Origin of the sequence: Clavibacter michiganensis, from assembly GCF_021216655.1 — a bacterium.
Classification (GTDB): domain Bacteria; phylum Actinomycetota; class Actinomycetes; order Actinomycetales; family Microbacteriaceae; genus Clavibacter; species Clavibacter michiganensis.
In genome coordinates, this window is sequence record NZ_CP080437.1 from 2,321,206 (window position 1) to 2,344,615 (window position 23,410).

Sequence of the window (23,410 nt, forward strand, 5' to 3'; positions counted from 1 at the left end):
TCCCAGCCGATGGTCGGACCGATCGGATCCCCCGGTGGATGCTCCGGCGCGCCCACGCTGCGCACACTGGGGACGTGACGCACCCGACGCTCGCCCCCGCCGCCCGAGCGCTCCCCGCCGACCCCGCGGATCGACCGCCGACGCAGGGCACCTCCGGGCCCGTCGACGCCACCGCACCGGGTGCTCGCGGTGCGCTCCGCGCCGTCGGCCGCGCCGTGGTCCGCCACCCGCTCGCGATCGCCGCGGTGCTCGGCGGCAGCGCGTGGATCGGGCTCATGGCGGGCCTCGGCGAGCTCGCGCACCCGGCCGCCACCGCGATCGGCATCGCCGTCACCGTGATGGTGCTGGCCTGGTCCGAGAGCCGCATCGGGATCCTCCGCACCGCGCTCGTCGCCGCGCTCGGCTCGCTGGCACCCGTCGCCGTCGCCTCCCTCCTCCTCGCCGCGGGCGTCGCGCTCGGCGACCTCTACTCGCAGCTCGACGCGGCCGACCGGCTGTGGGCGCCGTCCGTCGTGCTGGTCGCGGTGGCCGCCGCCGCCAGCCGCGGGCTCGCGCCGGCCCACCGCGACGGCCTCCGCGCAGCTGTCCTCGCGGCCGTCCTCGCGGGGCTGCTCGCGGGGGGCCACGGCGTCGACCTCACGCGCGGCGTGGCGCTCCTCATCGGGCTCGGGCTCGGGCGGATCCTCGTGCCGCTCTCCGCCCGTCCTGCCTGGCACGACCGGGCGGCGTCGAGCGCCCGCGTGGTCGCCGCGACCGTGCTCGGCACGGTCACGCTGAGCTGGTGGATCGCCGCCGTCTCGGGCGACGCGATCGGCGTGCTGAGCGCCATGGGCTCGCTGCTCGATCCCGGCCCCACGGTCGCGGTGCTGTGCGTCCTCATCGTCGCCGTCGCGCTCCTCCTTCGGGGCCGTCGGCTCGGCCTCGTGCTCGGGATCGCCGCGCTGCTGCTCGTCACCGGGCTGCTCGGCTGGTACTACACGGTGATCCCGCTCGCCGAGGACTGGTTCGCGTTCCCGATCGACTCCTGGGTCGACCTCGAGCTGCCCCTGCTGGTGCTGACGACCTGGCTCCTGCCGGCGGCCGCGCTCGTCGTGCTCGTGGTGCGGCGGCGCTCGTTCGCAGCACGCGCGGTCGCCGACGGGCGCTCGGCCGGGCGCGACCGCGTCCTCGCGCAGCTGATGCGCTCGGACGCCGGATCCCTCGGCTTCATGGGCACGTGGACGGGCAGCAGCCACTGGTTCGCCGGCGACGACGGCGACGACGGCGACCCGGCCGTCCTCGGCGCCGTCGCCTACCGCGCGGCGCACGGGGTGGCGCTGACGGTCTCGGATCCGCTCGCCTCGGCTGGCGACGCGCCCGCGACGATCCGCGCCTTCGCCCGGCACTGCTCGGCCCGCGGCCTCGTGCCGGCCTTCTACAGCATCCACTCGCGCCACCTGCCGGTCTTCGCCGAGCTCGGCTGGAGCGTGACGCCGGTCGCGGAGGAGGCCGTGATCGACCTCCCCGGCTTCTCCACCTCGGGCAAGCGCCGCCAGGACCTCCGGACGGCGACCAACCGCGCCGCTCGCGACGGGGTCGACGCGCTGTGGGGGACCTACCGCGGCCTGCCCGACGACCTCCGCGCCGCCGTCGACGCCCTGAGCGACGACTGGGCCGACGCGAAGGCGCTGCCCGAGATGGGCTTCACGCTCGGCGGCCTGCGCGAGCTCGACGACCCCGAGGTCCGGATGCTGCTCGCGGTCGACGCCGCCGGCCGCGTGCACGGCGTCACCAGCTGGCTGCCGGTCTTCCGCGAGGGGCGCCTCGTCGGCCGCACGCTCGATGTGATGCGCCGCGGCGCCGACCCCATGCCCGGCGTGATGGAGTTCCTCATCGCGACCGCCGCGCGCGCCTTCCAGGAGGAGGGGCTCGAGACGCTCAGCCTCTCCGGGACGCCGCTCGCGGGTGTCGGGGCGACACGGCCGGCCGGCGCGGTGGATCGGGTCGTGGCGCGCCTGCTCCAGGCGACCGGCCGCGTGCTCGAGCCGTCCTACGGCTTCACCTCGCTGCTGCGCTTCAAGTCCAAGTTCGACCCGCGCTACGAGACGCTCTGGCTCGCCTGCCCCACGGCGGCGGACCTCGCGCCGATCGGTCGCGCGCTGACGGCCGCGTACGTGCCGACCCTGCGGATCCGGCAGCTGGTGGGCGCGCTGCGGGCGGCGCGGGGTGAGGCCCGTGCCGGGCGCCGGGCCGGCAGGGCGGCCGGGCGCGCGGCACGGGGCGCTAGCCTCGGCCATGCGGGGGACCGCGGCGCCGCGACCGGCGACGGCGGCGGATCCACCGGCGGGAGGCGGGACGCGTGAGCGACGGACCCGGCGCGGGCGACGGCATCTCCGAGGCCGGACCCGTCGTGAGCGTCGTCGTGATCGACGACGAGTCGCTCGTGCGCTCCGGCATCGCCATGGTGCTCGGCGCCAGCCCGCGCATCGCCGTCCGCGCGGCCGTCTCGAGCGACACGGCCGTCGCGACCGTGCGGGAGCACGCGCCCGACGTGGTGCTCCTCGACATCCGGATGCCCGCGCCCGACGGCCTCGCGATCCTCGCCGAGCTGATGGCCGAGCCCCGGCCACCCGCCGTCGCCATGCTCACGACGTTCGACACCGACGACCAGGTGCTCGAGGCCCTGCACCGCGGGGCGTCGGGCTTCCTCCTCAAGGACACGGATCCCGAGCAGCTCGCCCGGCACGTGCTCACGCTCGCGTCCGGCGGCATCGTGCTCGCGCCCGGCCTCCGGCCCGGCCGGCTCTTCCGCTCGCTCGAGGACGACGCGGCCCGGGCGCGCGTCGCCCGGCTCGGGGACCGCGAGACGATCGTGCTGAAGGCGCTCGCGCGCGGCCTGTCCAACGCGGAGATCGTCGCGGAGTGCGGGCTCACGCTCGGCACGGTGAAGGAGACGGTCAGCTCGATCGTCCAGGCGCTCGGCGTCGGCACGCGCGTGGAGGCGGCCGTCGTCGCCGACCGCGCCGGGCTCGTGCCCCGCAGGTGAGCGGGCGATGCGCGTGAGCGGGGCCGACGCGGTGACCACGACCGGCGCCGACCGGATCCGGGCGGCGCTCGTCGACCTCCTCGTGGCCGGCATCGCCACGGCGGCCTCGTACACGTTCCTCTCCACCGCCGAGTCGCCGTGGGACGCGGTCGCCGGCGTCGTCGCGTGCGTCGGCCTGCTGCTGCGCCGGCGCTGGCCGTGGCTCAGCCTCCTCGCCGCGATGCCGGCCTTCTACATCGGGATCGCGTACGTGCCGCTCGTGGTCGCCCTCTTCGACCTCGGCCTCTCGCGCGCCGCGCGCTGGCGCGTGGGCGTCGCGAGCGGCGTGTCCGTCCTCGCGTACCTGCTGCCCATCACGCCGCCCGAGGACCTGCAGTCGGTGGTCGAGCCGCTGGTGGACGCGACGCTCTACACGGTCGGGCCGGCGCTCCTCGGGGCCTTCCTCCGGGAGCGGCGGACGGCCGCGGCGCAGCTGCGCGAGCTGCGGGAGGCGCAGACCCTCGGGCAGCGGCAGGCCGCGGAGGTCGCGCTCGCCCGGGAGCGCGCGGTGCTGGCGCGGGAGATGCACGACGTGGTGTCGCACCAGGTCAGCCTCATCGCCGTGCAGGCCGGCGCACTGCAGGTGGGCGCGGCCGACGAGCGCTCGCGGGAGGCCGCGCGCACGATCCGCGGGCTCAGCACGGTGACGCTGGAGGAGCTCCGCGGCATGGTCGAGGTGCTGCGCGCTGCGGGCGGCGAGCGGCGGGAGCTCGCGCCGCAGCCGACGCTCCGGGACGTGCCGGCGCTCGTGGCGGCCAGCGGGATCCGCGCGACGACCGACCTCGACCTCCCCGCCGACCTCCCCGCGGCCGCCCAGCGCGCCGTCTACCGCACGGTGCAGGAGGGCCTCACCAACGCGCGCAAGCACGCGACCGGCGCGGACGTGCGCATCACCGGACGGCTGGACGCGGGCCACGTCGTGCTCGAGGTCGAGGCGGGCCGGGCGACGCTCCCGCTGCTCGACCTGCCGAGCGGGCGGCACGGGCTCACCGGACTGCGCGAGCGAGCCCAGCTGCTGGGCGGGAGCCTCACGGCCGGGACGCGGCCCGACGGATCCCACCTGCTGCGGCTGCGGTTCCCGCTCTGAGGCGCGTCGTCACGTCGGGCGCGGACGGCGCCGCGCGCCTCAGCCCTGCCGCGCCTTGTTCCGCGGGTTCTGCTTGTTGATGACGAAGACGCGGCCGCGACGGCGCACGACCTGCGCGCCGGGGAGCTTCTTCAGGGCCTTGATCGAGTTGCGCACCTTCATAGGGATGGTCCTTTCACGAGAACGGTTCTCAATAGACTAGCGGCATGCCCGCCCGCGACCACCTCCCGCTCCCCGTGTACCCGCAGCCGCCGTCGGGCGTCTTCCTCGTCGTGGGCGAGGGATCCGGCCTGCGCTCCGTGCTGCGGGACGCCGTCGACGACATCGCCGGGACGCTGCTCGTGCTGCCGCCCGAGGAGGCGGATCCGGTCGAGCCCATCGCGCGGTTCCTCGACGACCTCGCCGAGCGCGGGCCAGGCGTCGAGGCCGTGGTGGGGATCCCCGCGACCGCCGGCGCTCGCGCGACCGGGATGCAGCTCGACCTGCTGCTGCGCCGCGAGCACGAGCTGCAGCGTTCGCTCGGCGGGACGGGATCCGGCTTCGGGCTGCGCCACGTCGTCTCGGTCGTGGCCGCCGACCGGCTGCACTCGATCGCCTTCGGCCGGGTGGAGGACGCGTTCGACGAGGCCGAGACGCTCGCCGACCTCGTCGAGTACGCGACCGTCGTGGTGCTGACCGGCATGGCGCGCGTGCCGCTGGAGTCGCGCGGCACGCTGCTCGCGCTCGTCCGTCGGCTCGCGCCCCGCGCCGCCGTGCTGGACGCCCGCAGGCCCCTCGCGCTCGACCGGCTGCCGCGCTGGGGCGACGTGGCAGGGCTCGCGGCCTCGGCCGGGTGGATGCGCGAGCTCACGGCGGCCGGCGTCGCGTCGCGGACGGGGGAGGTCGACCGGCTGGGCGGGCCCGTGGGATCCGTCGTCGTGAGCGACCCGCGGCCGCTGCACCCCGCACGGCTCGCGCTCGCGGTGGAGGAGGAGCTGCGGCCCGACCGCGCGGGCCTCGTGCTGCGCTCCAAGGGCTTCGTGTCGCTCGCGTCGCGGCCGGGCGAGGTGGGTGGGTGGTCGAGCGTGGGATCCATGCTGACCCTCCAGCCGACCGGGATCGACCCGTGGCAGGCGGGCGCGCCGCACGGCACGGAGATCGCGTTCTTCGGCGTGGGGCTGCGGCCGGCCGTGCTGCGGCGGGCGATCGGGCGGGCCGTGCTGACGGGGGAGGAGCTCGCGGCGGGGCCGGCGGCGTGGGTCGGGTACGCGGATCCGTTCCCCCGGGTGGACGCGGGCTGAGGGCGCCGCGGGGCCGGCACGCTCCCGGTCCCCGGCGCGGCGCGCCCGGCCGCCGGGGAGCGTGACGGCCAGCCGAGAGGGGATGCGCGCGCCTGGTCACTGCTCGGCGCCCGGCGTTCAGTGGGGAGGTGAAGCAGAACCGCACCGCGGCGGGCACGACCCGCACCACCCGCACCATGACCCGCACCGCGCACGATCGAACGGCCGATGACCGCCCGGCCGATGACCGGCCCGCCGCCGAGGACCCGGCCATCGTCCCGGAGCCCACGCCAGGCCCCGAGCCCGAGGACGCGCTCCGGGTCGCGCGCGAGTCCTTCGGCTGGGACGAGCTGCACGACGGACAGGTGCGCACGATCGGGCCGCTCGTCCGCGGCCGCGACGCGCTCGTCGTGATGCCCACGGGGTACGGCAAGTCCGCGATCTACCAGGTCGCCACCGTGCTGATGGAGGGCCTCACCGTGGTCGTCTCGCCGCTCATCGCGCTGCAGGCCGACCAGGTGCAGAACCTCGAGGACGCGCCCGCCGCGCCGCCCGCGCGCGTGATCAACAGCACGATCCGCGGGGCGGCGCTCGACGAGGCGTGGGCGACCGTCGAGGAGCCGGGCGCCCGGATCGTGTTCCTCACGCCCGAGCAGCTGGCCCGCGACGAGGTCGTCGCGCGACTGGTGGCGCGCGGGGTGTCGCTCGTGGTGATCGACGAGGCGCACTGCGTCGCGTCGTGGGGCCACGACTTCCGGCCCGACTACCTCGGGCTCGGCGGCGTGATCGACGCGCTCGGGCACCCGCCGACCGTCGCGATGACGGCGACCGGATCCACGCCCATCCGCACCGAGGTCGCGGAGCGGCTGGGGCTGCGCGACCCGTTCGTGCTGTCCTCGGGCTTCGACCGGCCGAACATCCGGCTCGAGGTGCGGCGGCACACCGAGGAGGCCGAGAAGCGGCGCGCGATCGTCGCGCACGTCGTGGAGCAGACGCAGCCGGGCCTCGTCTACGTCGCGACGCGCAAGGACGCCGAGGACTACGCCGACGAGATCCGCGCGGCCGGCCTCCGGGTCGACGCGTACCACGCGGGCCTCGCGGCGGCCGAGCGGGATCGCGTGCAGACCGCGTTCCACGAGGACGACGTGGACGTGGTGGTCGCCACGAGCGCGTTCGGCATGGGCATCGACAAGCCGACCGTGCGGTACGTGATCCACGCGGCGCCGCCCGAGTCGGTGGACGCGTACTACCAGGAGGTCGGGCGCGCGGGCCGCGACGGGGAGCCGGCCGTCGGGATCCTGCACTATCGCGCCGAGGACCTCGGCCTCCGCCGCTTCTTCACGGCGCGCACTCCCCGGCCGGCGAGCCTCCGCGACGTGTACGCGGCCGTCGCGGTGGCGGGCGTCGACGGTCCGGTGCGGCCGGCCGCGGTCGCCGAGCGCGCGGGGATGTCGGCGCGCACCGTTGGCGGCGTGCTCAACCTCCTCGTGGATGCGGGCGTGCTCGGATCCGATCGCGACGGCGCGTTCGTGCGCGAGGAGCTGGATCCGCGCGAGGCCGCCGCACGCGGCAAGCACGTCGCGCAGGAGCGCGAGCGCATCGAGGTCTCGCGGCTCGACATGATGCGCGGCTACGCGGAGACGCCGCAGTGCCGCCGCCAGTTCCTGCTCGGGTACTTCGGCGAGGAGTCCCCGGAGCGCTGCGGGAACTGCGACGCGTGCGACCGGCTCGACGCGGAGGACGCGCACGAGGAGGCGATGGGGACGGGCGCTGCCGATCCCGCCGCTGCCGCCGCCTCGGACGAGGCGTTCCCCGCGCAGTCGCGGGTCACGCACGCGGAGTGGGGGCCGGGCACGGTCATGAGCACGGAGGAGGACCGGATCACCGTCTTCTTCGAGAGCGAGGGGTACCGCGTGCTGTCGCGGAAGCTGGTGGAGGAGGGGCGGCTGCTGCAGCCGGCGTGAGCGAGGGCGTCTGCGAGGGTGGGCTCATACACCTCTCCTTCCTCCACCGCAGCCGCTGGATCACGTACGGCACCGCGATCGCCATCGGGCTCGCGGGCGTCGCCGGGCTGGTGGTCGGGAACCCGCGGGGGTGGATCCCGGTCGGGATCGCCGTGCTCGCGGTGCTCTTCCAGCGGCTCGTCTCCCGGGACGCGCGGCGCGCGCATGAGGCCGGGACGGACACGCGCGACACCGTCGGCTGACCGGGTGGACTAGCCGCGGAACGTCGATGCAGATGCATGCAGTTCTCCGTTGGCCTACGTTGTCAATCAGCGGGACGAGCCCTTCGGGTGGGACGTCCTCGCGCAGCGTCGGCCTCTCGGGGGAGAGGGTCCGACCGCCCGGCCCTCCGTGCACGGAGGCCGGGCCACACCCTCTTCCGCGGAATCGCGGTCACGGCGGGATCCATGTCCGCGGCGCTCCCGGGTCGGCGGCCGTCCGCGCTGGCAGGCTCGAGGCATGACCGCTCCCGGATCCGCCTCGCACGACGCGGCGCACGACCCCGCCCACGCGCTCGATCTCGACCGGCTGCTCGCGTCGGTCGCCGACGAGGTCGGCGGGCAGGTCGACGACAGCATCCCGCAGCTCGCGGAGACGGATCCGTCGCTCGCCGGCATCGCGCTCGTCACGCCCGACGGCCGCACGCACGCGGCCGGGGACAGCGCGCACGCCTTCTCCATCCAGTCGGCGGTGAAGCCGTTCCTCTTCGCGCTGGCGCTCGCCGACACCGACGGCGCCGCGCTCGACGCGGTGGGCATCGAGCCGACGGGCGAGGCGTTCGACGCCATCAAGCTGGAGAGCGGCACCGGCCGACCGCCGAACCCGATGGTCAACGCGGGGGCGATCCTCACGGCGAGCCTGGTGCGCGGGTCCACCCTCGAGGAGCGCACCGCGCGGATCCTCGCGGGACTCAGCGCCTTCGCCGGCCACGACCTCGAGGTCGACGAGGACGTCGCCGAGTGCGAGCAGCTCCTCGGCGACCGCAACCACGCGCTCGCCCACCTCATGCGCTCGGAGGGCACGCTGCACGTCTCGGCCGACGACGCGGTGGCCGCCTATGCGCGGGCGTGCGCGGTGCTCGTGACGCCGGAGATCCTCGCGGCCATGGGCGCGACGCTCGCGTGCGGTGGCCGTAACCCGCTGACCGGGTCACGCGTGGTCTCGCGGGAGGTCGCCCGGGACTCGGTCTCGGTCATGGCCACGTGCGGCGTCTACGACGGCTCCGGCCGGTGGATGCGGCGGGTCGGCGTGCCCGCTAAGTCGAGCGTGTCCGGCGCCATCGTCCTCGCGTCGCCCGGTCGCCTCGGCGCCGCCGTCTTCAGCCCGCCGCTCGACGACCAGGGCACGAGCGTGCGCGGCGCGGTGCTCGCGCAGCGGCTCGCGGACGAGCTGGGGCTGCACGCGTTCGGCGGCACGGGCGGGCGCGAACGCGCGTGACGCGGATCCCCGGCTCGGGCTAGCGGCGCGTTCCGGTCCGCCCCCCGGGAACGCTCCACGCCTGTCGCCGCCGGGCCCGCTCCGCCGCATCCGCCATCGCCTCCGCGTGCGCGGTCTTGGCGCGGCCGATCGCGGCGTCGTCGTCGCGGCGGATCGCGATGCCCTCGACCACCTGCGCGCGCAACGCCCGGATCGAGTCGCGGAACGTGGGCGCGAAGTCCGCGTGCTCCTCGTCCCGCTCCCCCTCGCCCACCGGGAACCGCCGCAGCTGGGCGGACGAGTCCTCGGTCGAGGAGCCCTCGGCCGGCGGTCGTTCGAGGTGGGCGAGGCAGAGGCGGGCGACCTCGTCGGCGTGGTCGTGCATCACCGAGTGGGCGGCGCCGGGGATCTCCCACACCCGCGCGCGCGGCAGCAGCCGTCCCATCTCCTCCACCCACGCGCGCGGGACGACGGCGTCGTGCTCCCCGCGGATCACGAGGGCGCTCGCGCGGATGCCGGGCAGGCGCGCCTCGATCGGGAACGACATCATGCGCGGCAGCACGCGGAGGAACCAGCGCACGCCGCAGACGAGGTAGGCGCGGATGGCGAGCACCTGGATCCGGCGGGGCTCGTGCAGCGACGACCGCAGGAACCGCACGGCGGCCACCGGCACCGAGCGCGCGGCCGGATCCACCACCGGGCTGATCATGACGAGCGTGCTGATCCCGGGGCGCCTGGCCGCGAGATCCGCCACCATCTGCGTGCCCATGGAGTGGCCGACCAGCACAGGGTCGTCGAGGCCGAGCTCGTCGATCGCGGCGCCCACGAGGTCGGCGTACTCGCGGATCTGGAGCGCCCGCCCGGGGTGGCGCACGCCCGCGAACCCCGGCAGGTCGAGGGCGTGCACGGTGCCGTGCCCGTCGAGGCGCGGCGCGAGGCGCTCGAAGTAGTCGGAGCTCACGCCGATGCCGGGCACGAGCACGAACGCGCGGCCGTCGGGGCTGCCGAGGGTGCTGATCCGCACCGTGAGGCCGCGGTGCACGAGGCGCGTGACGCGGACGGTCGTGGCGGGGCGGCCGTGCTGGGTCATGCGGTGCCTCCTGCGGCGGACGGGTGGATTCCGGCTGCAAGACGCAAATCGATGGACGCGAGCGGCGAGGAGCCGGGCACTGCCGGCGACATCTAGCACGTCCGACCCTCCCATGTGAGGGCCATCATCTCATTCGCATGAGATCGGGCACTTCGTGCAGCATCGCCTTCGACGCTGGCACGCGGGCGCGCCTTTCACGTCCAGCGTATGAGGACGCGTCGGGTTCCCTGACGACGCGCATCCTGCAGTAGTTGCGCGCCCGTCACGCTGGCCACGAGTGCTGCTCCTAGGGCTCCAGTGAAGACGCGATCCAGCGTCGTGTGAGTCCAATTGCTGAGCCAGCCGGGATCTGTGCCACCGAAGTGTCCTGCGGCGAGAGCCGCGGAAATGACCGCCAACGCCGCCGTGACGATCCACAATGCCAAGGCAGGACCGCGAGATGCGGAATAGGCGACGAGACCCAGGCGAGAGAGGACATGGACGTGTCCGATGGCCTCTTGGCCGTCAGCGCGGTTGGACTGGATGACGTGCTCGTGGGCCTCGTCTATATGGAACATGTGACGGTGTGTGGATGCCGGGCCGTCTGTACCTGCTGTGGACTGGGTCCACTGATTGATGCGAAGGGCGGCGAGCAATCCTTCCGTCGCAGCGCGGAGGGCTGAGACGTCCGAGGACCTGATCCGCACGTGGACCGCGCTGCGGTCCACGATGATCAACCCCCAACAGCCGGTATGCGCGTCGTTGACGGGCAGCAGCTGATCGGGTACCAGATCAGCCAACTGGAGATTGCCGTGCCGTATCTGCAGGAGGAGATCGAGAACATTGTTCGCGAGCGAGACCTGCCACGGGTGAAGCTGCACGGCTTCCTGCAACTTTTCCACCCGCTCGTCGGGGCTCACGGCGCGAAGCGCCTTCTCCGATGCGCGCGCCAGGTTCAGAATGTCCCGGATGTTGTCCAGGGTCAGCGGATCAGAGGGAAGCCATGAGGAGTTGGTGAGCGAGAACCGGACATCTCGCAGGTTGCTGGCCGTGACCTCTGATGCCGACAGCGAGACCGGGGGCTGAATACGGCGCTCGAGTTTGCAATATGTCCTCATGTGTGTTCATCGCCTTGTCTGACGCCGTGGTGACGAACGTGCGCTTCTGAGAATGTAGCCGTCTCCGTTCCTACGCGTCTTTCGTTCCCCGCCCGACACGCACAGGCAGAACGGGTGCCCCGCCGGATCCGCGTACACGTCGAAGCGGTCGGCCGCGGTCGGGTCCGCCGCGGGCTGGAGCAGGCGGCCGCCGAGGGCGAGCACGCGCTCGCGGCCCTCGGCGAGGTCGTCGACGTAGAAGTCCAGGTGGATCTGCTGCTGCTGCCGCGGGCCATCGCCCGGCCACACGGGCGGCTCGAAGTCGGGGGCGAGCTGGATCCCGATCCGCCACTCGCCGTCGACGCGGACGCTGTGCCAGTCGTCCTCCGCGTGCACCTCGCCCTCGAGGAGCCCGGCCCAGAAGGCGCTCTCCGCGGCCAGGTCAGGTGCGTCGAGCACCACGATCGTCTGCCGGATCCTCATGCGCGTTCCTTCTCTCGTCGTCGAGCGTTGACGCCAGCCTCGCACCGGCGTCCGACACGACCAGGGGTTGAAAGGCGACGAGCTTTCAAATCGAGGGGTGGCGTCCATGACGCCCCCGGAAGGGGTCTTCCCGTGCCTGGAGGCGACAGAGATGATGAGTGGATGAGCTCGAGCGCCCCCGGCTGGTTCCCTGATCAAGCTGAACCCGAATTTGAAGTGTTTTGGAACGGGTCTCGATGGACGGGCGATCGACGACGAGTCGCGGTGACTCCGAACATGGCACCGGACTTCCCGCGCCAGGATGAGAACAAAGGCAACGCGCACCTACAAAGTTCCAGCGCGCTGGTCGCCGGACGGCAGTCCGATACCGGGCCGCTTACGTCCGCGTCCAGCGTCTCTTCCTTCATCAGGATGGTGCGGGGGCGATGGATCACTGCGGGCCTGGTCGCTGTGGTTCTCGCCGCACTAATTATTCCAACGGTCATCAACGGTGTGGAAACGAGCCATCGTGAGCAGGCGGCCGCTCGAGAGATCGAGGTACGAGCGGCTTGACTCGCTGTCGAAGCTCGCGACGACGCGCTCGTCGATCGGCAGGAGACGCTTGATGACGCGCGGGCATTCCTCATGGGCGACCTTGGCTATGCACCTGAAGCAACGGTTACCGCGCTGAAAGAGGCCGTTGGGGAACTCGAGAAGATGCCGTTAAGCGATGCGGCGACGATTCGCACCGCAGTGCAGTCGGTTAGGAACGGGAAGACGAATGTGGGTGTACCTAAGGTCCCATATACATGGTCGTTGTCGTGTCTTGACTTTGCGTCACGGTCCCATGAATTCGTGAACTTCCGCGAAGCCTGGAAATCGACCATATCATTCAGCGGCTGCCGTGAGGACGAGAGAAAAGGTGACTTCTTTAGTGATGAGCAGAAGTCTGCTGTCGCTTCCGGCGCTGTGAGTGGCGTCGACGAGCTTGGAGTTCTCGACAGTATCTGCGGGGCACTCGGGTCCAGCTCCTATGGGAGCATGACCGCATACAGCGAGAGTCAAGCGAAGGAACTCTACGGGGCACTGAGCATCTGCCCTGATCACCCGAAAGCGGGCGAGATACGGGCGAAAGTCGATTCATCACTAGCGGAAGCGGCCGCTCTCGCAGACGGGACGGCGTTCGGATCAGGAGTCAAGCGCGTTGGCCAGGAGGTGCAACCGGGAACGTATGCAACCGAGGGGGCCCTGAATGGTTGCTATTGGGAGCGCACGGACGGTGCCGGAGAAATTATCGACAATAACTTCATCGGAAGCGCCCTCCGTGCCGAGGTGACCATTCGCGCGAGTGACTACTCGTTCAGCTCCAACCGTTGCGGAACCTGGAAGAGGCAGTAAGGAGCCGATGCGTGACCCGCTCGGGCGGTGACCACGGCGACGACATGCTGGTCATCAGGGGTTGATCGCCTGGCACCAGCGTCCGATACCGACCAGGATCCGCCGCCCGCCCCCCTGGGATCCGGACCCCGACCACCGGTAGGTTTGACATCACGGCGCGTCTCGCGCCGGAACACCCTGCGGGCATCGTGGCTCAGCCGTCGTACGCGACGGCGGGAGCGTGCGGTGGCCGTCGGGCCACCAGTCACCTCCTGAAAGGAGCGACCATGACCGCCCCCTCCGTCCAGCTCTACACGGTCCGCGACGCTGTCTCCGCGGACCTGCAGGGCGCCGTCGCCCGCGTCGCCGAGATCGGCTACACGCAGGTCGAGCCGTACGCGTTCGTCGAGCGCGCCGACGAGTTCGCCGCCGCGTTCGCCGCGTCCGGCGTCACCGCGCCCTCCGGCCACGCGCCCGTCATCGACGGCGACGACGACCAGGCCGCCCGCACGTTCGACGCCGCCGCGAAGCTCGGGATCCGCACGGTCATCGACCCCTTCATCCCCTCCGAGCGCTGGCAGACCGCCGACGACGCGCACCGGATCGCCGACCGGGTCAACGAGCTGCAGGTGCAGGCCGCCGCGCGCGGGCTCGCCTTCGGGTACCACAACCACCAGTGGGAGTTCGCGAACAAGGTCGATGGACGCCCCGTCTACGAGCTGTTCGTCGAGCGCCTGGACGCGGACGTCGTGCTCGAGCTCGATGCGTTCTGGTCGACCGTGGGCGGCATGGACACGCCCGCCCTCCTGGAGCAGCTCGGTGACCGCGTGCGGTTCCTGCACGTGAAGGACGGCAAGATCTCCGACGCGATCGCCAAGGTGCTGCCGAGCGCCGAGTCCGCGCTCGTCGTGCCGCCTGAGCTCGCGCAGGCCTTCAAGATGCAGGAGCCCGCCGGCCAGGGCGACGTCGACGTCGCCGCCGTGCTCGCGGCCGCTCCCCACGCGCTGCGCGTCGTCGAGTTCGACGACTACGCCGGCGACGTGTTCGACGGCATCGCGGCATCGTACGCCTGGCTGCAGGAGAACGACAAGTGACCGGCGGCACCGGCCGCGTCGGCGTCGGCGTCATCGGCGCGGGCGTCATCTCGGGCACGTATCTCGAGAACATGACGGCGATGCCGGACCTCGAGGTCCTGTTCGTCGCCGACATCGACCTCGGCCGCGCCCGCTCGCGCGCCGAGGAGCACGGCGTGCCGAACCACGGCACCGTCGACGATCTGCTCGCGATGGACGAGATCGAGATCGTCGTGAACCTCACGCTCCCGGCCACGCACGCGGAGGTCGGCCGGCGGATCGTCGCGGCCGGCAAGCACGTGTGGAGCGAGAAGCCGCTGGCGCTGGACCACGAGTCCGGCCAGGACCTGCTCGAGGCGGCGCGTGCCGCCGGCGTGCAGGTCGCGTGCGCGCCCGACACCGTGCTCGGCGCGGGGATCCAGTCGGCCATGCGCGCCATCGCCCGCGGCGACATCGGCGAGCCGCTCACGGCGACGACGCTGTTCCACGTGCCCGGCCCGGACGCCTGGCACCCGAACCCCGAGTTCCTGTTCGCGCGCGGCGCCGGACCCCTGTTCGACATGGGCCCGTACTACGTCACCACGCTCGTGCACGCGTTCGGCGCGGCGGAGACGGTGAGCGCGGTCTCCTCGACCTCGCGCACCACGCGCACCATCGGCAGCGGACCCCGCGCGGGCACCGACTTCCCGGTGGAGGTGCCGACGCACCACGCGGCGCTCATCTCGTTCGCGGGCGGGCAGTCGGCGCAGTCGACGTTCAGCTTCCAGAACGCGCTGCCGCGCATGGGCTTCGTCGAGATCTCGGGCAGCGAGGGCACCATCGTGCTCCCCGACCCGAACACGTTCGAGGGCGACAGCCAGCTGTGGCGCTTCGGGCAGGAGGGGCCGGAGACGCTGACGGCGGCTGGATCCACGTACGGCCGGGGATCCGGCGTGCTGGACCTGGCGCGCAGCATCCGCGGCGGCGACCCGGTGCGCGCGTCCGGCGAGGTCGCGGCGCACGTGCTCGACGTGCTGCTCGCGATCCGCGACGCGGCCGACAGCCGCGAGGTCGTGGAGGTCGCGTCGAGCGTCGCGAAGCCGACGCCGCTGGCCGAGGACTGGGACCCGGCGGCGGCGACGCTGTAGCGCCGGATCCGCTCGACCCGCTCGACCCGCTCGCGGCTCGACCCTACGGCCCCGCATCCCCCGTGGATGCGGGGCCGTTCGCCGTCCGCACGGGGAACGGCTCCTCGACGCCACCAGGCCCCGTGCAGCTATGTAGGTCGACATCTATCGTACGAGCGTGCCCTCGACGAGCTCGAGCTGTGGGACGATCAGCGAACAGCGAGAACCGTCCAGAGTGGGAGTCCAGGTCATGGGTCGAGCACCAGGAATGGTGGATGTCGCACAGGTCGCAGGTGTCTCGCACGTCACAGTTAGCCGCGTGCTGAACGGCCATCCATCCGTCCGACCGGAGACTCGCGCCCGCGTCGAAGCCGCAATCGCGCAGCTTGGATACCGCCGCAACACGGTCGCCCGTGCCTTGAAGAGCAAGCGGTCGTCAACCATCGGCGTCGTAATGGCAGGGTCTGGCCTTTATGAGCTCCCTCGCGTGCTTCTCGGCATCGAGACCACGGCACGAGCGGCCGGGTACGAGATCAACTTGGCAAGTTGGCAAGGCGGGGCGGCGTCTGACCTGGCGGAGATGGTGCGCCGTCTGACGGATCAATCCGTAGAAGGCGTAGCTGTGATCGCAGCCCGTCAGGTAGCCGTCGACGCACTCTCTGACGTTGTTGCCGATATTCCAATGAGTGTCGTCATGTCGGGCAGCGTCTTAAATCCCCGGATCAGCTTCGTGGAACTCGATCAGGAACTCGGCGCGCGCTTGGCGGTCCGGCATTTGCGAGACCTCGGCCATGAGCGCATCACGCATCTCGCGGGTAACTTTGAAACCTTCGACGCCGCCGCTCGAGTGCAAGGTTGGCGGGACGAGCTCGCATGCTCTCCCTCTCTGCCTCAGCAGCTACTCGAAGGAGATTTCACCGCAGAGAGTGGCTACCGGGGCGCCATGGAGCTCGCCCGTAGCTCAGATGGATTGCCGACGGCAATCTTTGCCGGTAACGACCTGATGGCATTGGGGGTTCTCGCAGCTCTCGCGGAACTGGGCCTGTCTGCCCCAGACGATGTCTCCCTCGTCGGCTTCGACGATATCGCCGGCGCAGACCACTTCATCCCGGCGCTCACCACTATTAGACAGGACTTCATGACACTGGGTAGTAGCGCAATCGAAACGTTGCTGTCGTCGATGGCCGGTCAGGAGCCCGTACGACGGCAGATCCCTCCAACGCTCGTGGTGAGAAAGAGTACCGCTGCTCCCCGCCCGCATTGATCTACTGATCGACAGCCAATGGAGCGTCTTCTAGTGCCGTTTGTGCTCATTACTTAGGCCGGCTCTTGGGACAGAGCGAGGGTGCCGGAAGCGCTCACCTGCCCCCCGAGGCCACGCCGCGCTTTGCAGGGCCTGCACGAACCCGGGTAGTGCGGGTTCGGCCACCTCGCGGGTGACGGTGACTGGCGGTGATCAGGGCGTCGGCTCTGTCCGGATCAGCTAATTGGCCGCGCGGGTCATAAGCTTCAGGCATGAATGGCCTGGCGCGTCCTGCGGTCTTAGCTGACGTTGCTGAACTCTCGGGCGTGAGCCTGTCCACCGTCTCCCGCGTCCTGACTGGGCGAACTCCTGTTCATCCGGTGACTCGGGATCGGGTCGAGAGGGCTGTCGCCGAACTCGACTACAGGCCCAATGCCGCCGCCCAGGCACTAGTCAGCGGCCGGTCGACCATGGTGGCTGTCCTAGCAGCCAACACTCTCAGGTGGGGCTTTGCTGCGACTCTGCAGGGCATCGAGGAGGCGGCTCGTGCAGCCGGCTACACGGTGATGATTGCTGTTGCCGAGTCAGATAATCCCAATGGAACTTACCCGCGCGGTCGACTCGGTCGTCACACGTAGCGTCGCGGGTGCCATCGTGATCGACTTTGACGCAGTCGGGGCGGCGACGTTGTCCGCATTACCTGAGACGCTTCCAGTCGTAGCAGCCTCCGGGGCGCCAAAGAACGTTGAGGCTCGTCCTCATGCCTATCTCGACGACTTCGAAGGAAGCCGCCTTGACACACAGCACCTCCTCGACCTTGGACATAAGACGGTTCATCACGTAGCGATCCCGGCGACGCGGGAGCGAAGCGGGCGCGAGTGGGGCTGGCGTCGAACACTCGAGGTCGCCGGGGCCTACGTGCCTGACGTCGTGCGGGCAAAGTACGATCCCGCGTCAGGCCTGGCCGTCGTTGATGGTCTCGATGCTCGTGCTACAGCCGTTCTCTGCGGCAACGATGAACTCGCCATCGGCATACTGCGGTGTCTCGCCTCGAAGGGCATAGACGTGTCTCGTGAGGTCAGTGTGATGGGGTTCGATGATCAGCCGTTTGCGGCGATGTGGCGGCCGGCGCTGTCTACCGTGAGACAGGACTTCGGTGACCTCGGACGGCGAACCTTCGGGCTACTGCGGGAGTGGATGACTACAGGTGACCGTCCTGCGGACGACACCGCGCTACCCCATCTGGTTCTGCGTGAGACTACAGCTCCACCGCGCTAAGCGGTCCTGAAGCACCGTCACTTGGCCGACAAACGCCTTAGGTGAGTCGCTCCTGACCTACGTTTGCAGCCCGCACGGGGGGGCATGTCAAAGTTCTGACCAACGTTTGCAGGACTTCCTGCCAGGATCCACGAAGGAGTGGCCCCGTGGCCGTGACTCCACCCCTCACGCACGACCCGGACGCGATGGAGCGCATGACGACCGGGCGCCTCGTGCATCTCACGACGGCGGGTGTATCGGTCGTCGTCGAGCTCCCTGTCGACGCCCTGCCCCGCATCGTCCACTGGGGCGCGAGATCGGTCCGGTGCCCGACTCGGTCCTGGGCGAGCTGATCCGAGCCACGACGGCTCCGAATGCAGCCAACGGCGTGGACGTCCCTCCGCGGGTGGCGCTGCCGCCCGAGGCGTGGACGGGTTGGACGGGCACGCCGGGGCTCCGGGGGCACCGCATGGGAGAGCAGTGGTCTCCCCAGTTCGTGCCCACGGACTCGTCGGTGGAGCAGCACGCGCGGGGAGGTGGGGGCCTGAGCGTCAGCGCCGTCGACCTCATCACCGATCTCCGGCTGGGCCTGATACTCGAGCTGCTCCCGACGGGGCTGCTGCGGGCGCGCGCGTCGGTGACCAGCCTCTCGGGGGAGCCCTATGTCCTGGACGGACTCGACCTCGCCTTCCCCGGGCCGGCTCGCGCCGAGGAGATCCTGGACCTCGCTGGCCGGTGGGCCAAGGAGAGGGTGCCGCAACGAGCGTCGTTCGATGTCGGCGCTCGGGTCCGGGAGGGTCGCCACGGCCACCGGACGCGCTCCGTCCCGGCAGGATCGGCGATCTTGCTCCGCTAACAGTGGGTGTTGTTCACATCCGAGATCTAAATATAGATGGTCATCCCTCGGCAGGGCGGCCAGTTGAGGTAGATGCCCACTATGACGCCGATTATGGCGGCGGTGAGGCCGCACATCAGCGCGCCAACACCGGGAGTCGCGCAGATGAAGGCCGTAGCGACCGCGGCCTGAGTTCCGACGATGATCTTCGCGACCCTACCGTCGAGTGTGATGGTCGCCCAGTGCTTGAAGAGGTGCTTGAAGGAGAAAAAGGACGAGCCGGGCATGCTGGCCGACGCGGAGACACGTCCGTCATTGGATGCCGTGACGTCGATGTCCTGGGCCACCTGGAGATCGCCCTAGTCCTTGACCGATTGGACCTCCGAGGTCATCTCCTTTTTCACCTGATCCCGGGTCGGGGTTGTGGCCGTGGACCCATCGCCTGGCCAGGCGGCTAGGTCGGCGTCGAGGAGCTGATCCACCGAGAGCTTCCCTGTCGTGATGTCGGAGATGATCGTGTCGGCCTTCAGAGAGGCCGCGATGGTCTCGACCGAGGAAGGCTTGGTGGCGGCCTCGGCGGATGCGGGAGCGATGACGACGGCGCTGATGACCGCCAACATCGTCGCGATCGCCATCACGCGGGAACAGAGTCGCCGGTGGCAACAGCGAGGACCTGACGTAGGGGTGATTGATGCGATGGACACGATGAACCTCGTCCGATCCATGATGCGAGGCGTGCGCAGGGACTCCGGTGGGAGGACGGCGCGGTTCATGCCGACGGATGGGTGGAAGGTTGCGTGATGTTCCGTGCGCGCTAGGCATCCGTCAGACGGTCCTAAGTGAGTTGTGCACAGGCGGAAACGCTCCTGACCGTGATCTCCTCCGCCCCAGGGCGTGCTATTGCCGTACACGCCCCTGTGGATCTTCCTCAGCGGCATCGCATTCTCATTGCCACATTCGTGCTCAGCAGGGTCGGTGGGAAGTGGGCCGCGATTGGCCACACCCCCACCACTTGCAGGTGCCCTTGCGGCGGAACCTGTCACACCGTTTCCCGATCGTCTGCCAGGGGCCGAACTCGATCGGGACATCCCGCCACGGCACGCCGGTCCGGTATCGCCAGATGATCCCCACGACCACCAAGCGGTGATCACCGAACTGATGACCGCCCCCCGGCGACGCTACCGGCATCTACGACGCGCTCCGCTCCAGTTAAGAATCCGACAACTTCCACGCACCCGACGCGACCCCACCCTGCAACACGATCACCCAAGGGGATAGGAGACACGCACTATGGCTGGCCCGTTGGGTGGCTGTGTACTCAGCAGTCAACACGGGAATCACACGATGTACGCTGACGCCCTTTATGTCGAACCGTAAACCGTTTCCATAGATAGGTACATTTTGTCTAGGTATAGAACTCGCGCATCGAAATAATACACGCGAATGCTAAACCCGCATCTTGCAGCAGTTGCCGCAATTACTTGCCTTTGCGCGGTCATTCTTCCCGCCGCCGCCGCATCGGCGATCGATCGACAGCGTATTGTTCTACCAATTGTAGCTGGCACTGAGTTACAGTTCCCCCCACGGGAATTGCACTGCCGGTGCAGTTGTTGTAAGGACTGGAATGTTCAGAAACATCTCCGCCTATCAAAGAGCGACTCGTTACGTGGTGACTGCCGAGCATTGCGGAACCTTGAACTCAGTAGTCTCTGTAGGGGGCCGACGCGTTGGCGTAGTCTCCTGGGTTGATCCGGCAGCCGACCTTGAACTCGTCAAAATCGACCCGGAGATACACGGCCAGCCTATATGCGCTCCCACTAGTAGTGGCTTCCATTGCTCCGGAACCCAGACATACACTCCTCGAGCAGTGGGCCGCATCCTCATGTCCACACTCCGGTACAGGAGCCTCCAATCGACTCCCGTCGCTGGCACAGGTGCCCCTGGTGATAACGAGATCTTCTGCATCAGCGGTAAAAGTAGTGGAGAGTCTTGTGAGTTCACATCGACGCCATGGCTTCCTCGCTTCGGTGATCAGCATCGCGGAGAGGTAGCAGCGCGGGGTGACACACTTATCTTCCCCGGAGATTCCGGGGCACCCGTCTCCTCACCAGACGCTCGGATATACGGTATAGCCGGCGAGACGTCTACCGGGCCAAGCTTTACTATCATGAAGTACACGCGTATTGTTCAATTTTTCGAAGACGCGGGCACATATGCCCTCGCGCCTTCCTGAAACGTTCTTTGGTCGCCGTCGTTGATTGGGAGCTTTTACGCGCTCAGCTGTTAAACGGTCCGGAAACGTGCATGTATTCGTAGGCGGCGTCGTGGCGGCTGCCGGCCGCCACGACGCCGCTTCTGCCCCACATCTCTACTACCTGTGGGAGCCGGGCGGGATGCTCGTCGGCGTCGTGCGCGTCGAGAGTTCTGCCGAGGCGCGCAAGCGCGTCGTCGGGGTACTCGCGTGATCTGGACCCGCACCGGGTGGCACATCAGTAACGACATCGCGGCAGCACACGGAATAGGCCGCGGCCGCGCGCTCCACATCCTCCTGTTGCCCGTCGCGGACGCCCGGCGCGTGACGATCCACGCGACGGCCGCGTCACCCGAACTGGCCGCGCTCTACATGGCCGAGCTCCCGGGCCTGGTCGACGTCGGCGGAGGCATGTTCCGCGGCCGTCGTCTCCGCCGGCCCCCGGCTACCTGAGCGCGAGCGCGCCGCGAACGCGATCAGCTCGGCGCTGTGCTGCACCATCCACGCCACGGCCGTGTCCAGCGAGGGCTCGCGGCGGATCCAGATGCGTCGGCCCTGGTCGTTGCGGGCGTCGGCGTAAACGTCGAAGGTGAACGGGTCTCCGAGCTCCGCCCGGTGCCGGATCACGTACCCGAGCACAGGACGGTCTTCGACCTGGATCCGCCAGTAGCCGGCCTGGAGGTGCGCCAACGGGTGCTGTCCTGTGCTGCGCACGAGGCTGTCGATGCCGTCGAGCTTGCTCTTGACCCTGCTCACCGGGTGCTCTTCTCCGTCGATGCGATCGGGTGGGAGCGCCCGGCCGCGCTCGTCGGCAAGCGTACGAGCTTGGACCAGCACCGCCGTCGGCTGGCCGCCACGGAGCGGGGAGGCGTACTCCGCCTCGCATCGTAGGAAGGGTCAGCTGCGGCTTAAGAGGCGTGCGTTGTGAGCATGCACTTCGCGGTTGTGCTCGTCGGCGCTCTTTTGCACCGCCTGGTTGTACTACCGGGCTGCCTGGTTGTACTTCTGCACGGCCGCGCGCTGCCGCTGCTCCGCCTGTCGGATCATGCTCTGGAGATGGTCCACGCTCACCCGCCGAACCAGTAGCGGAAGTCTCCGGGAGCGAAGGTGATGCGGGGCTGCGCCTGGATGAGCTCGGCATACTGCGTCGGCTCCGGGCCGGTGATCGACCCGCCAGTGCTGCGCTATGCGGGCCCTTTAGCTTGCTGGTGCCATGTGGTATCCGCGGAAGTCGGAAAGCACGCGGGCGGCGTCGGTATATCCCATGATGTCGATGTTGGAATGGTCGGAGTCATAGAGCCCGGAGTCCGTCGCGATCCCGTAAAAATCTCCCGTCCGGCTGACGACCGCGCCGCCTGAGTCCCCTTTCAATAGATTAGCGCCTGTGCTGTGGGCGGCGGCGTAGACATGGTGCTGCACCCATGCGGGCGGTACGTTTGTACTGGTCCACTCGCAGAGGGATCGTGTAACCGCACCGCTTGTGCAGAACGTTTCTCTCGGGCCCGGCACGCCCTGTCTGGTCATCGGTAGCGTTGTCTCATGCCCTGGTGCGAAGCCGGGGAGGAATACTCGGTTGAAGGCTTGCGGGGAGTAAACCGTCGAGGGCATGCAGATGAAGTGTCCGGACGTGGCAGAGCAGGTCCGCGCCCCGTGTGGTGACCCCTCGATTCGGACCAGGGCGAGGTCGTCGGGGTCTGCCAGCGCAACTACGCTTCCTACTTCGACGTCTGTGCCGTTCGCCGTTCGTACCTCGATAGGCTCGGTGGTGCGTCTAACGCAGTGTTTTGCTATGACCACGTACCGAGCGCCCCGCTCACTGGGAGACAACGCGGCCCACAGGCCGGATTTCTGAAGTACGACTCCAACTGTGCAGTTTTGGCCGCTCCATTTGCCCCACACCTCCGTGCCAACGACCACAGGTACGGAACTCCGCTCCGGCGAAGTTCGCGCGTTAGCCGCGCTTGGAGCCATGAGTGCGAGTGCTATAGCGCCCATGACTGCCGCGGACGTCAAGATCTTAAAATGTTTCATCATTCTCCCGTCATAAATTGCTGTAGTTTCTACTAACGAGACCTCTAGGGATCGGCGAGGTTCGCGGACAAGCTAGTCGGAAGTAGAAGCGTCAGGGCGGTTCCTGCACATGCCTCCTCGAGACGAGGCGTTCACGTCGAGAGGGAGATGGCTGCATCGTGGCTATGGGGCACGTGGCCGACGCCTACACGGGCCGCAGCATCGACTTCACCCCGCGGGAAGCCGACGATCGCGGCCGTGCAGATCGGCCTCCTCGTACCCGCCGGGTAGACGATCGGCGCCGACGTCGCCGGGCTCGCGAGGCCCATCGACGTCGGAGGCCGCGGCCGCGTGCTGTCCCGCGAACGAGATGAGGCGATCGCTGTTCTGGATCATCCACGCGGCCGCCAAGTTCAACGACTCCTCACGCCGAGGCCAGATCCGCTGCCCGAGCTCGTCGCGGGCGTCGGCGTAGGCCTCGAACGTGAACGGGTCCCGAGCTCCGCGGGGTGCCGCATCACGTACCCGAGCACGGGCCGGTCCTCGACCTGGATCCACCAGTAGCGCGCCTCGAGGTGGACGAGGTCCGCGCCGGCGTCGCGCGCCAAGCCGTTGCCGCTGCTCCGAACTGGTTCACCATGCGCATCGCGTCTAGGGCTTCACTCGCTTGCTCACACTGAACTACAAAGGTTCGAGATGTTGATAAATCGCATGGTTCGCCAATCGGTCACGTAATGATCAACATCGGGCGGTGGCCCGCGCATCCAGATCTATGCGCGTGCATACCCATAGTAAACCCAT

25 protein-coding genes are annotated in these 23,410 nt (G+C 69.6%); 16 read left to right on the forward strand and 9 right to left on the reverse strand.

The genetic code is table 11. From position 1 onward, the window contains the following. Nucleotides 1-74: 74 nt before the first annotated feature. From K0V08_RS11025 to K0V08_RS11035, 3 genes are read left to right on the forward strand one after another with little or no spacing between them, the layout of a single operon-like run. Complete coding sequence (locus K0V08_RS11025; RefSeq protein WP_079533810.1) at nucleotides 75-2,342, forward strand: bifunctional lysylphosphatidylglycerol flippase/synthetase MprF; 2,268 nt, start codon at nucleotides 75-77, stop codon at nucleotides 2,340-2,342. Next, on the forward strand, nucleotides 2,339-3,025 hold the full coding sequence (locus K0V08_RS11030; RefSeq protein WP_079533808.1) for a response regulator: 687 nt from the start codon (nucleotides 2,339-2,341) through the stop codon (nucleotides 3,023-3,025). The genes K0V08_RS11025 and K0V08_RS11030 overlap by 4 nt, the downstream gene beginning before the upstream one ends. A gap of 7 nt (nucleotides 3,026-3,032) precedes the next feature. After that, the gene (locus K0V08_RS11035; protein WP_079533806.1) at nucleotides 3,033-4,151 is read left to right on the forward strand and encodes a sensor histidine kinase; all 1,119 of its coding nucleotides are present in this window, start codon (nucleotides 3,033-3,035) and stop codon (nucleotides 4,149-4,151) included. A 39-nt stretch (nucleotides 4,152-4,190) separates the two neighbouring features. Here K0V08_RS11035 and ykgO read toward each other — a convergent pair whose 3' ends face one another. Continuing rightward, nucleotides 4,191-4,313: a type B 50S ribosomal protein L36 gene (gene ykgO, locus K0V08_RS11040; protein WP_011931244.1), complete on the reverse strand. Its 123-nt coding sequence runs from the start codon at nucleotides 4,311-4,313 to the stop codon at nucleotides 4,191-4,193. Between the two features lie 44 nt (nucleotides 4,314-4,357). Here ykgO and K0V08_RS11045 point away from each other — a divergent pair, with 44 nt between their 5' ends. The 4 genes from K0V08_RS11045 to glsA all read left to right on the forward strand — a co-directional run bounded on the left by K0V08_RS11045 (nucleotide 4,358) and on the right by glsA (nucleotide 8,850). After that, the gene (locus K0V08_RS11045; RefSeq protein WP_079533804.1) at nucleotides 4,358-5,431 is read left to right on the forward strand and encodes a GTP-binding protein; all 1,074 of its coding nucleotides are present in this window, start codon (nucleotides 4,358-4,360) and stop codon (nucleotides 5,429-5,431) included. Between the two features lie 176 nt (nucleotides 5,432-5,607). Continuing rightward, entirely contained in the window at nucleotides 5,608-7,374 is a 1,767-nt protein-coding gene (locus tag K0V08_RS11050; RefSeq protein WP_011931246.1) for a RecQ family ATP-dependent DNA helicase, read from the forward strand. Continuing rightward, a complete protein-coding gene (locus K0V08_RS11055) occupies nucleotides 7,371-7,616 on the forward strand; it encodes a hypothetical protein (protein WP_079533802.1) in 246 nt (81 codons plus the stop codon). The genes K0V08_RS11050 and K0V08_RS11055 overlap by 4 nt, the downstream gene beginning before the upstream one ends. A 256-nt stretch (nucleotides 7,617-7,872) precedes the next feature. Continuing rightward, nucleotides 7,873-8,850: a glutaminase A gene (glsA, locus tag K0V08_RS11060; protein WP_079533800.1), complete on the forward strand. Its 978-nt coding sequence runs from the start codon at nucleotides 7,873-7,875 to the stop codon at nucleotides 8,848-8,850. A 19-nt stretch (nucleotides 8,851-8,869) separates the two neighbouring features. Here glsA and K0V08_RS11065 read toward each other — a convergent pair whose 3' ends face one another. The 3 genes from K0V08_RS11065 to K0V08_RS11075 form a co-directional block, all read right to left on the reverse strand. After that, nucleotides 8,870-9,919: an alpha/beta fold hydrolase gene (locus K0V08_RS11065; protein WP_079533798.1), complete on the reverse strand. Its 1,050-nt coding sequence runs from the start codon at nucleotides 9,917-9,919 to the stop codon at nucleotides 8,870-8,872. 194 nt (nucleotides 9,920-10,113) lie between these two features. After that, entirely contained in the window at nucleotides 10,114-11,016 is a 903-nt protein-coding gene (locus tag K0V08_RS11070) for a hypothetical protein (protein ID WP_128516966.1), read from the reverse strand. 6 nt (nucleotides 11,017-11,022) lie between these two features. Beyond that, complete coding sequence (locus K0V08_RS11075; protein ID WP_158218999.1) at nucleotides 11,023-11,478, reverse strand: VOC family protein; 456 nt, start codon at nucleotides 11,476-11,478, stop codon at nucleotides 11,023-11,025. A 162-nt stretch (nucleotides 11,479-11,640) separates the two neighbouring features. On the opposite strand from K0V08_RS11075, the gene K0V08_RS11080 reads away from it, so the two are divergent. From K0V08_RS11080 to K0V08_RS11110, 8 genes are all read left to right on the forward strand, one after another. Continuing rightward, nucleotides 11,641-12,030, forward strand: a complete 390-nt coding sequence (locus tag K0V08_RS11080; RefSeq protein WP_079533794.1) for a DUF2510 domain-containing protein — start codon at nucleotides 11,641-11,643, stop codon at nucleotides 12,028-12,030. Nucleotides 12,031-12,102: 72 nt separating this feature from the next. After that, nucleotides 12,103-12,855: a hypothetical protein gene (locus K0V08_RS11085; RefSeq protein ID WP_128516965.1), complete on the forward strand. Its 753-nt coding sequence runs from the start codon at nucleotides 12,103-12,105 to the stop codon at nucleotides 12,853-12,855. 266 nt (nucleotides 12,856-13,121) lie between these two features. Next, nucleotides 13,122-13,928, forward strand: coding sequence for a sugar phosphate isomerase/epimerase family protein (locus K0V08_RS11090; protein ID WP_086503600.1), 807 nt, complete (start codon nucleotides 13,122-13,124; stop codon nucleotides 13,926-13,928). Beyond that, nucleotides 13,925-15,034, forward strand: coding sequence for a Gfo/Idh/MocA family protein (locus K0V08_RS11095; protein WP_094182700.1), 1,110 nt, complete (start codon nucleotides 13,925-13,927; stop codon nucleotides 15,032-15,034). Before K0V08_RS11090 ends, K0V08_RS11095 begins: the two co-directional genes overlap by 4 nt. A gap of 247 nt (nucleotides 15,035-15,281) precedes the next feature. Next, nucleotides 15,282-16,277: a LacI family DNA-binding transcriptional regulator gene (locus tag K0V08_RS11100; protein WP_228510928.1), complete on the forward strand. Its 996-nt coding sequence runs from the start codon at nucleotides 15,282-15,284 to the stop codon at nucleotides 16,275-16,277. 251 nt (nucleotides 16,278-16,528) lie between these two features. Continuing rightward, on the forward strand, nucleotides 16,529-16,894 hold the full coding sequence (locus K0V08_RS16170; RefSeq protein ID WP_086506664.1) for a LacI family DNA-binding transcriptional regulator: 366 nt from the start codon (nucleotides 16,529-16,531) through the stop codon (nucleotides 16,892-16,894). Then, nucleotides 16,854-17,534: a substrate-binding domain-containing protein gene (locus tag K0V08_RS11105; RefSeq protein WP_080580214.1), complete on the forward strand. Its 681-nt coding sequence runs from the start codon at nucleotides 16,854-16,856 to the stop codon at nucleotides 17,532-17,534. Before K0V08_RS16170 ends, K0V08_RS11105 begins: the two co-directional genes overlap by 41 nt. A gap of 385 nt (nucleotides 17,535-17,919) precedes the next feature. Then, entirely contained in the window at nucleotides 17,920-18,369 is a 450-nt protein-coding gene (locus K0V08_RS11110) for a glycoside hydrolase family 36 N-terminal domain-containing protein (RefSeq protein WP_160483886.1), read from the forward strand. 26 nt (nucleotides 18,370-18,395) lie between these two features. On the opposite strand, the gene K0V08_RS11115 is transcribed toward K0V08_RS11110, so the two are convergent. The 3 genes from K0V08_RS11115 to K0V08_RS16175 form a co-directional block, all read right to left on the reverse strand. Next, nucleotides 18,396-18,695, reverse strand: coding sequence for a hypothetical protein (locus K0V08_RS11115; RefSeq protein WP_079535083.1), 300 nt, complete (start codon nucleotides 18,693-18,695; stop codon nucleotides 18,396-18,398). 12 nt (nucleotides 18,696-18,707) lie between these two features. Next, nucleotides 18,708-18,986 carry a hypothetical protein gene (locus K0V08_RS11120; protein ID WP_086503602.1) on the reverse strand — a complete coding sequence of 93 codons (279 nt, stop codon included), beginning with the start codon at nucleotides 18,984-18,986 and terminating at the stop codon, nucleotides 18,708-18,710. A gap of 325 nt (nucleotides 18,987-19,311) precedes the next feature. Next, nucleotides 19,312-19,536 carry a transposase gene (locus K0V08_RS16175; RefSeq protein ID WP_079535081.1) on the reverse strand — a complete coding sequence of 75 codons (225 nt, stop codon included), beginning with the start codon at nucleotides 19,534-19,536 and terminating at the stop codon, nucleotides 19,312-19,314. 1,112 nt (nucleotides 19,537-20,648) lie between these two features. On the opposite strand from K0V08_RS16175, the gene K0V08_RS11130 reads away from it, so the two are divergent. Further along, on the forward strand, nucleotides 20,649-20,813 hold the full coding sequence (locus tag K0V08_RS11130; RefSeq protein WP_153259449.1) for a hypothetical protein: 165 nt from the start codon (nucleotides 20,649-20,651) through the stop codon (nucleotides 20,811-20,813). A gap of 134 nt (nucleotides 20,814-20,947) precedes the next feature. On the opposite strand, the gene K0V08_RS11135 is transcribed toward K0V08_RS11130, so the two are convergent. Beyond that, nucleotides 20,948-21,355 (reverse strand): hypothetical protein, encoded by a 408-nt coding sequence (locus K0V08_RS11135; protein ID WP_094106673.1) that lies wholly within the window; start codon nucleotides 21,353-21,355, stop codon nucleotides 20,948-20,950. Between the two features lie 1,667 nt (nucleotides 21,356-23,022). Continuing rightward, complete coding sequence (locus K0V08_RS11140) at nucleotides 23,023-23,217, reverse strand: hypothetical protein (RefSeq protein ID WP_128517034.1); 195 nt, start codon at nucleotides 23,215-23,217, stop codon at nucleotides 23,023-23,025. Nucleotides 23,218-23,410: the final 193 nt, after the last annotated feature.

Excerpts from the sequence above, each read along its gene's own strand:
- K0V08_RS11090 (WP_086503600.1), top strand. The coding sequence starts at position 13,122 with ATGACCGCCCCCTCCGTCCAGCTCTACACGGTCCGCGACGCTGTCTCC.
- K0V08_RS16175 (WP_079535081.1), bottom strand. The coding sequence starts at position 19,536 with ATGCCGGTAGCGTCGCCGGGGGGCGGTCATCAGTTCGGTGATCACCGC.
- K0V08_RS11050 (WP_011931246.1), top strand. The coding sequence starts at position 5,608 with ATGACCCGCACCGCGCACGATCGAACGGCCGATGACCGCCCGGCCGAT.
- K0V08_RS11105 (WP_080580214.1), top strand. The coding sequence starts at position 16,854 with ATGGAACTTACCCGCGCGGTCGACTCGGTCGTCACACGTAGCGTCGCG.
- glsA (WP_079533800.1), top strand. The coding sequence starts at position 7,873 with ATGACCGCTCCCGGATCCGCCTCGCACGACGCGGCGCACGACCCCGCC.
- K0V08_RS11065 (WP_079533798.1), bottom strand. The coding sequence starts at position 9,919 with ATGACCCAGCACGGCCGCCCCGCCACGACCGTCCGCGTCACGCGCCTC.
- K0V08_RS11100 (WP_228510928.1), top strand. The coding sequence starts at position 15,282 with ATGGTGGATGTCGCACAGGTCGCAGGTGTCTCGCACGTCACAGTTAGC.
- K0V08_RS11080 (WP_079533794.1), top strand. The coding sequence starts at position 11,641 with ATGAGCTCGAGCGCCCCCGGCTGGTTCCCTGATCAAGCTGAACCCGAA.
- K0V08_RS11075 (WP_158218999.1), bottom strand. The coding sequence starts at position 11,478 with ATGAGGATCCGGCAGACGATCGTGGTGCTCGACGCACCTGACCTGGCC.
- K0V08_RS11045 (WP_079533804.1), top strand. The coding sequence starts at position 4,358 with ATGCCCGCCCGCGACCACCTCCCGCTCCCCGTGTACCCGCAGCCGCCG.
- K0V08_RS11085 (WP_128516965.1), top strand. The coding sequence starts at position 12,103 with ATGGGCGACCTTGGCTATGCACCTGAAGCAACGGTTACCGCGCTGAAA.
- K0V08_RS11035 (WP_079533806.1), top strand. The coding sequence starts at position 3,033 with ATGCGCGTGAGCGGGGCCGACGCGGTGACCACGACCGGCGCCGACCGG.
- K0V08_RS16170 (WP_086506664.1), top strand. The coding sequence starts at position 16,529 with ATGAATGGCCTGGCGCGTCCTGCGGTCTTAGCTGACGTTGCTGAACTC.
- K0V08_RS11070 (WP_128516966.1), bottom strand. The coding sequence starts at position 11,016 with ATGAGGACATATTGCAAACTCGAGCGCCGTATTCAGCCCCCGGTCTCG.
- ykgO (WP_011931244.1), bottom strand. The coding sequence starts at position 4,313 with ATGAAGGTGCGCAACTCGATCAAGGCCCTGAAGAAGCTCCCCGGCGCG.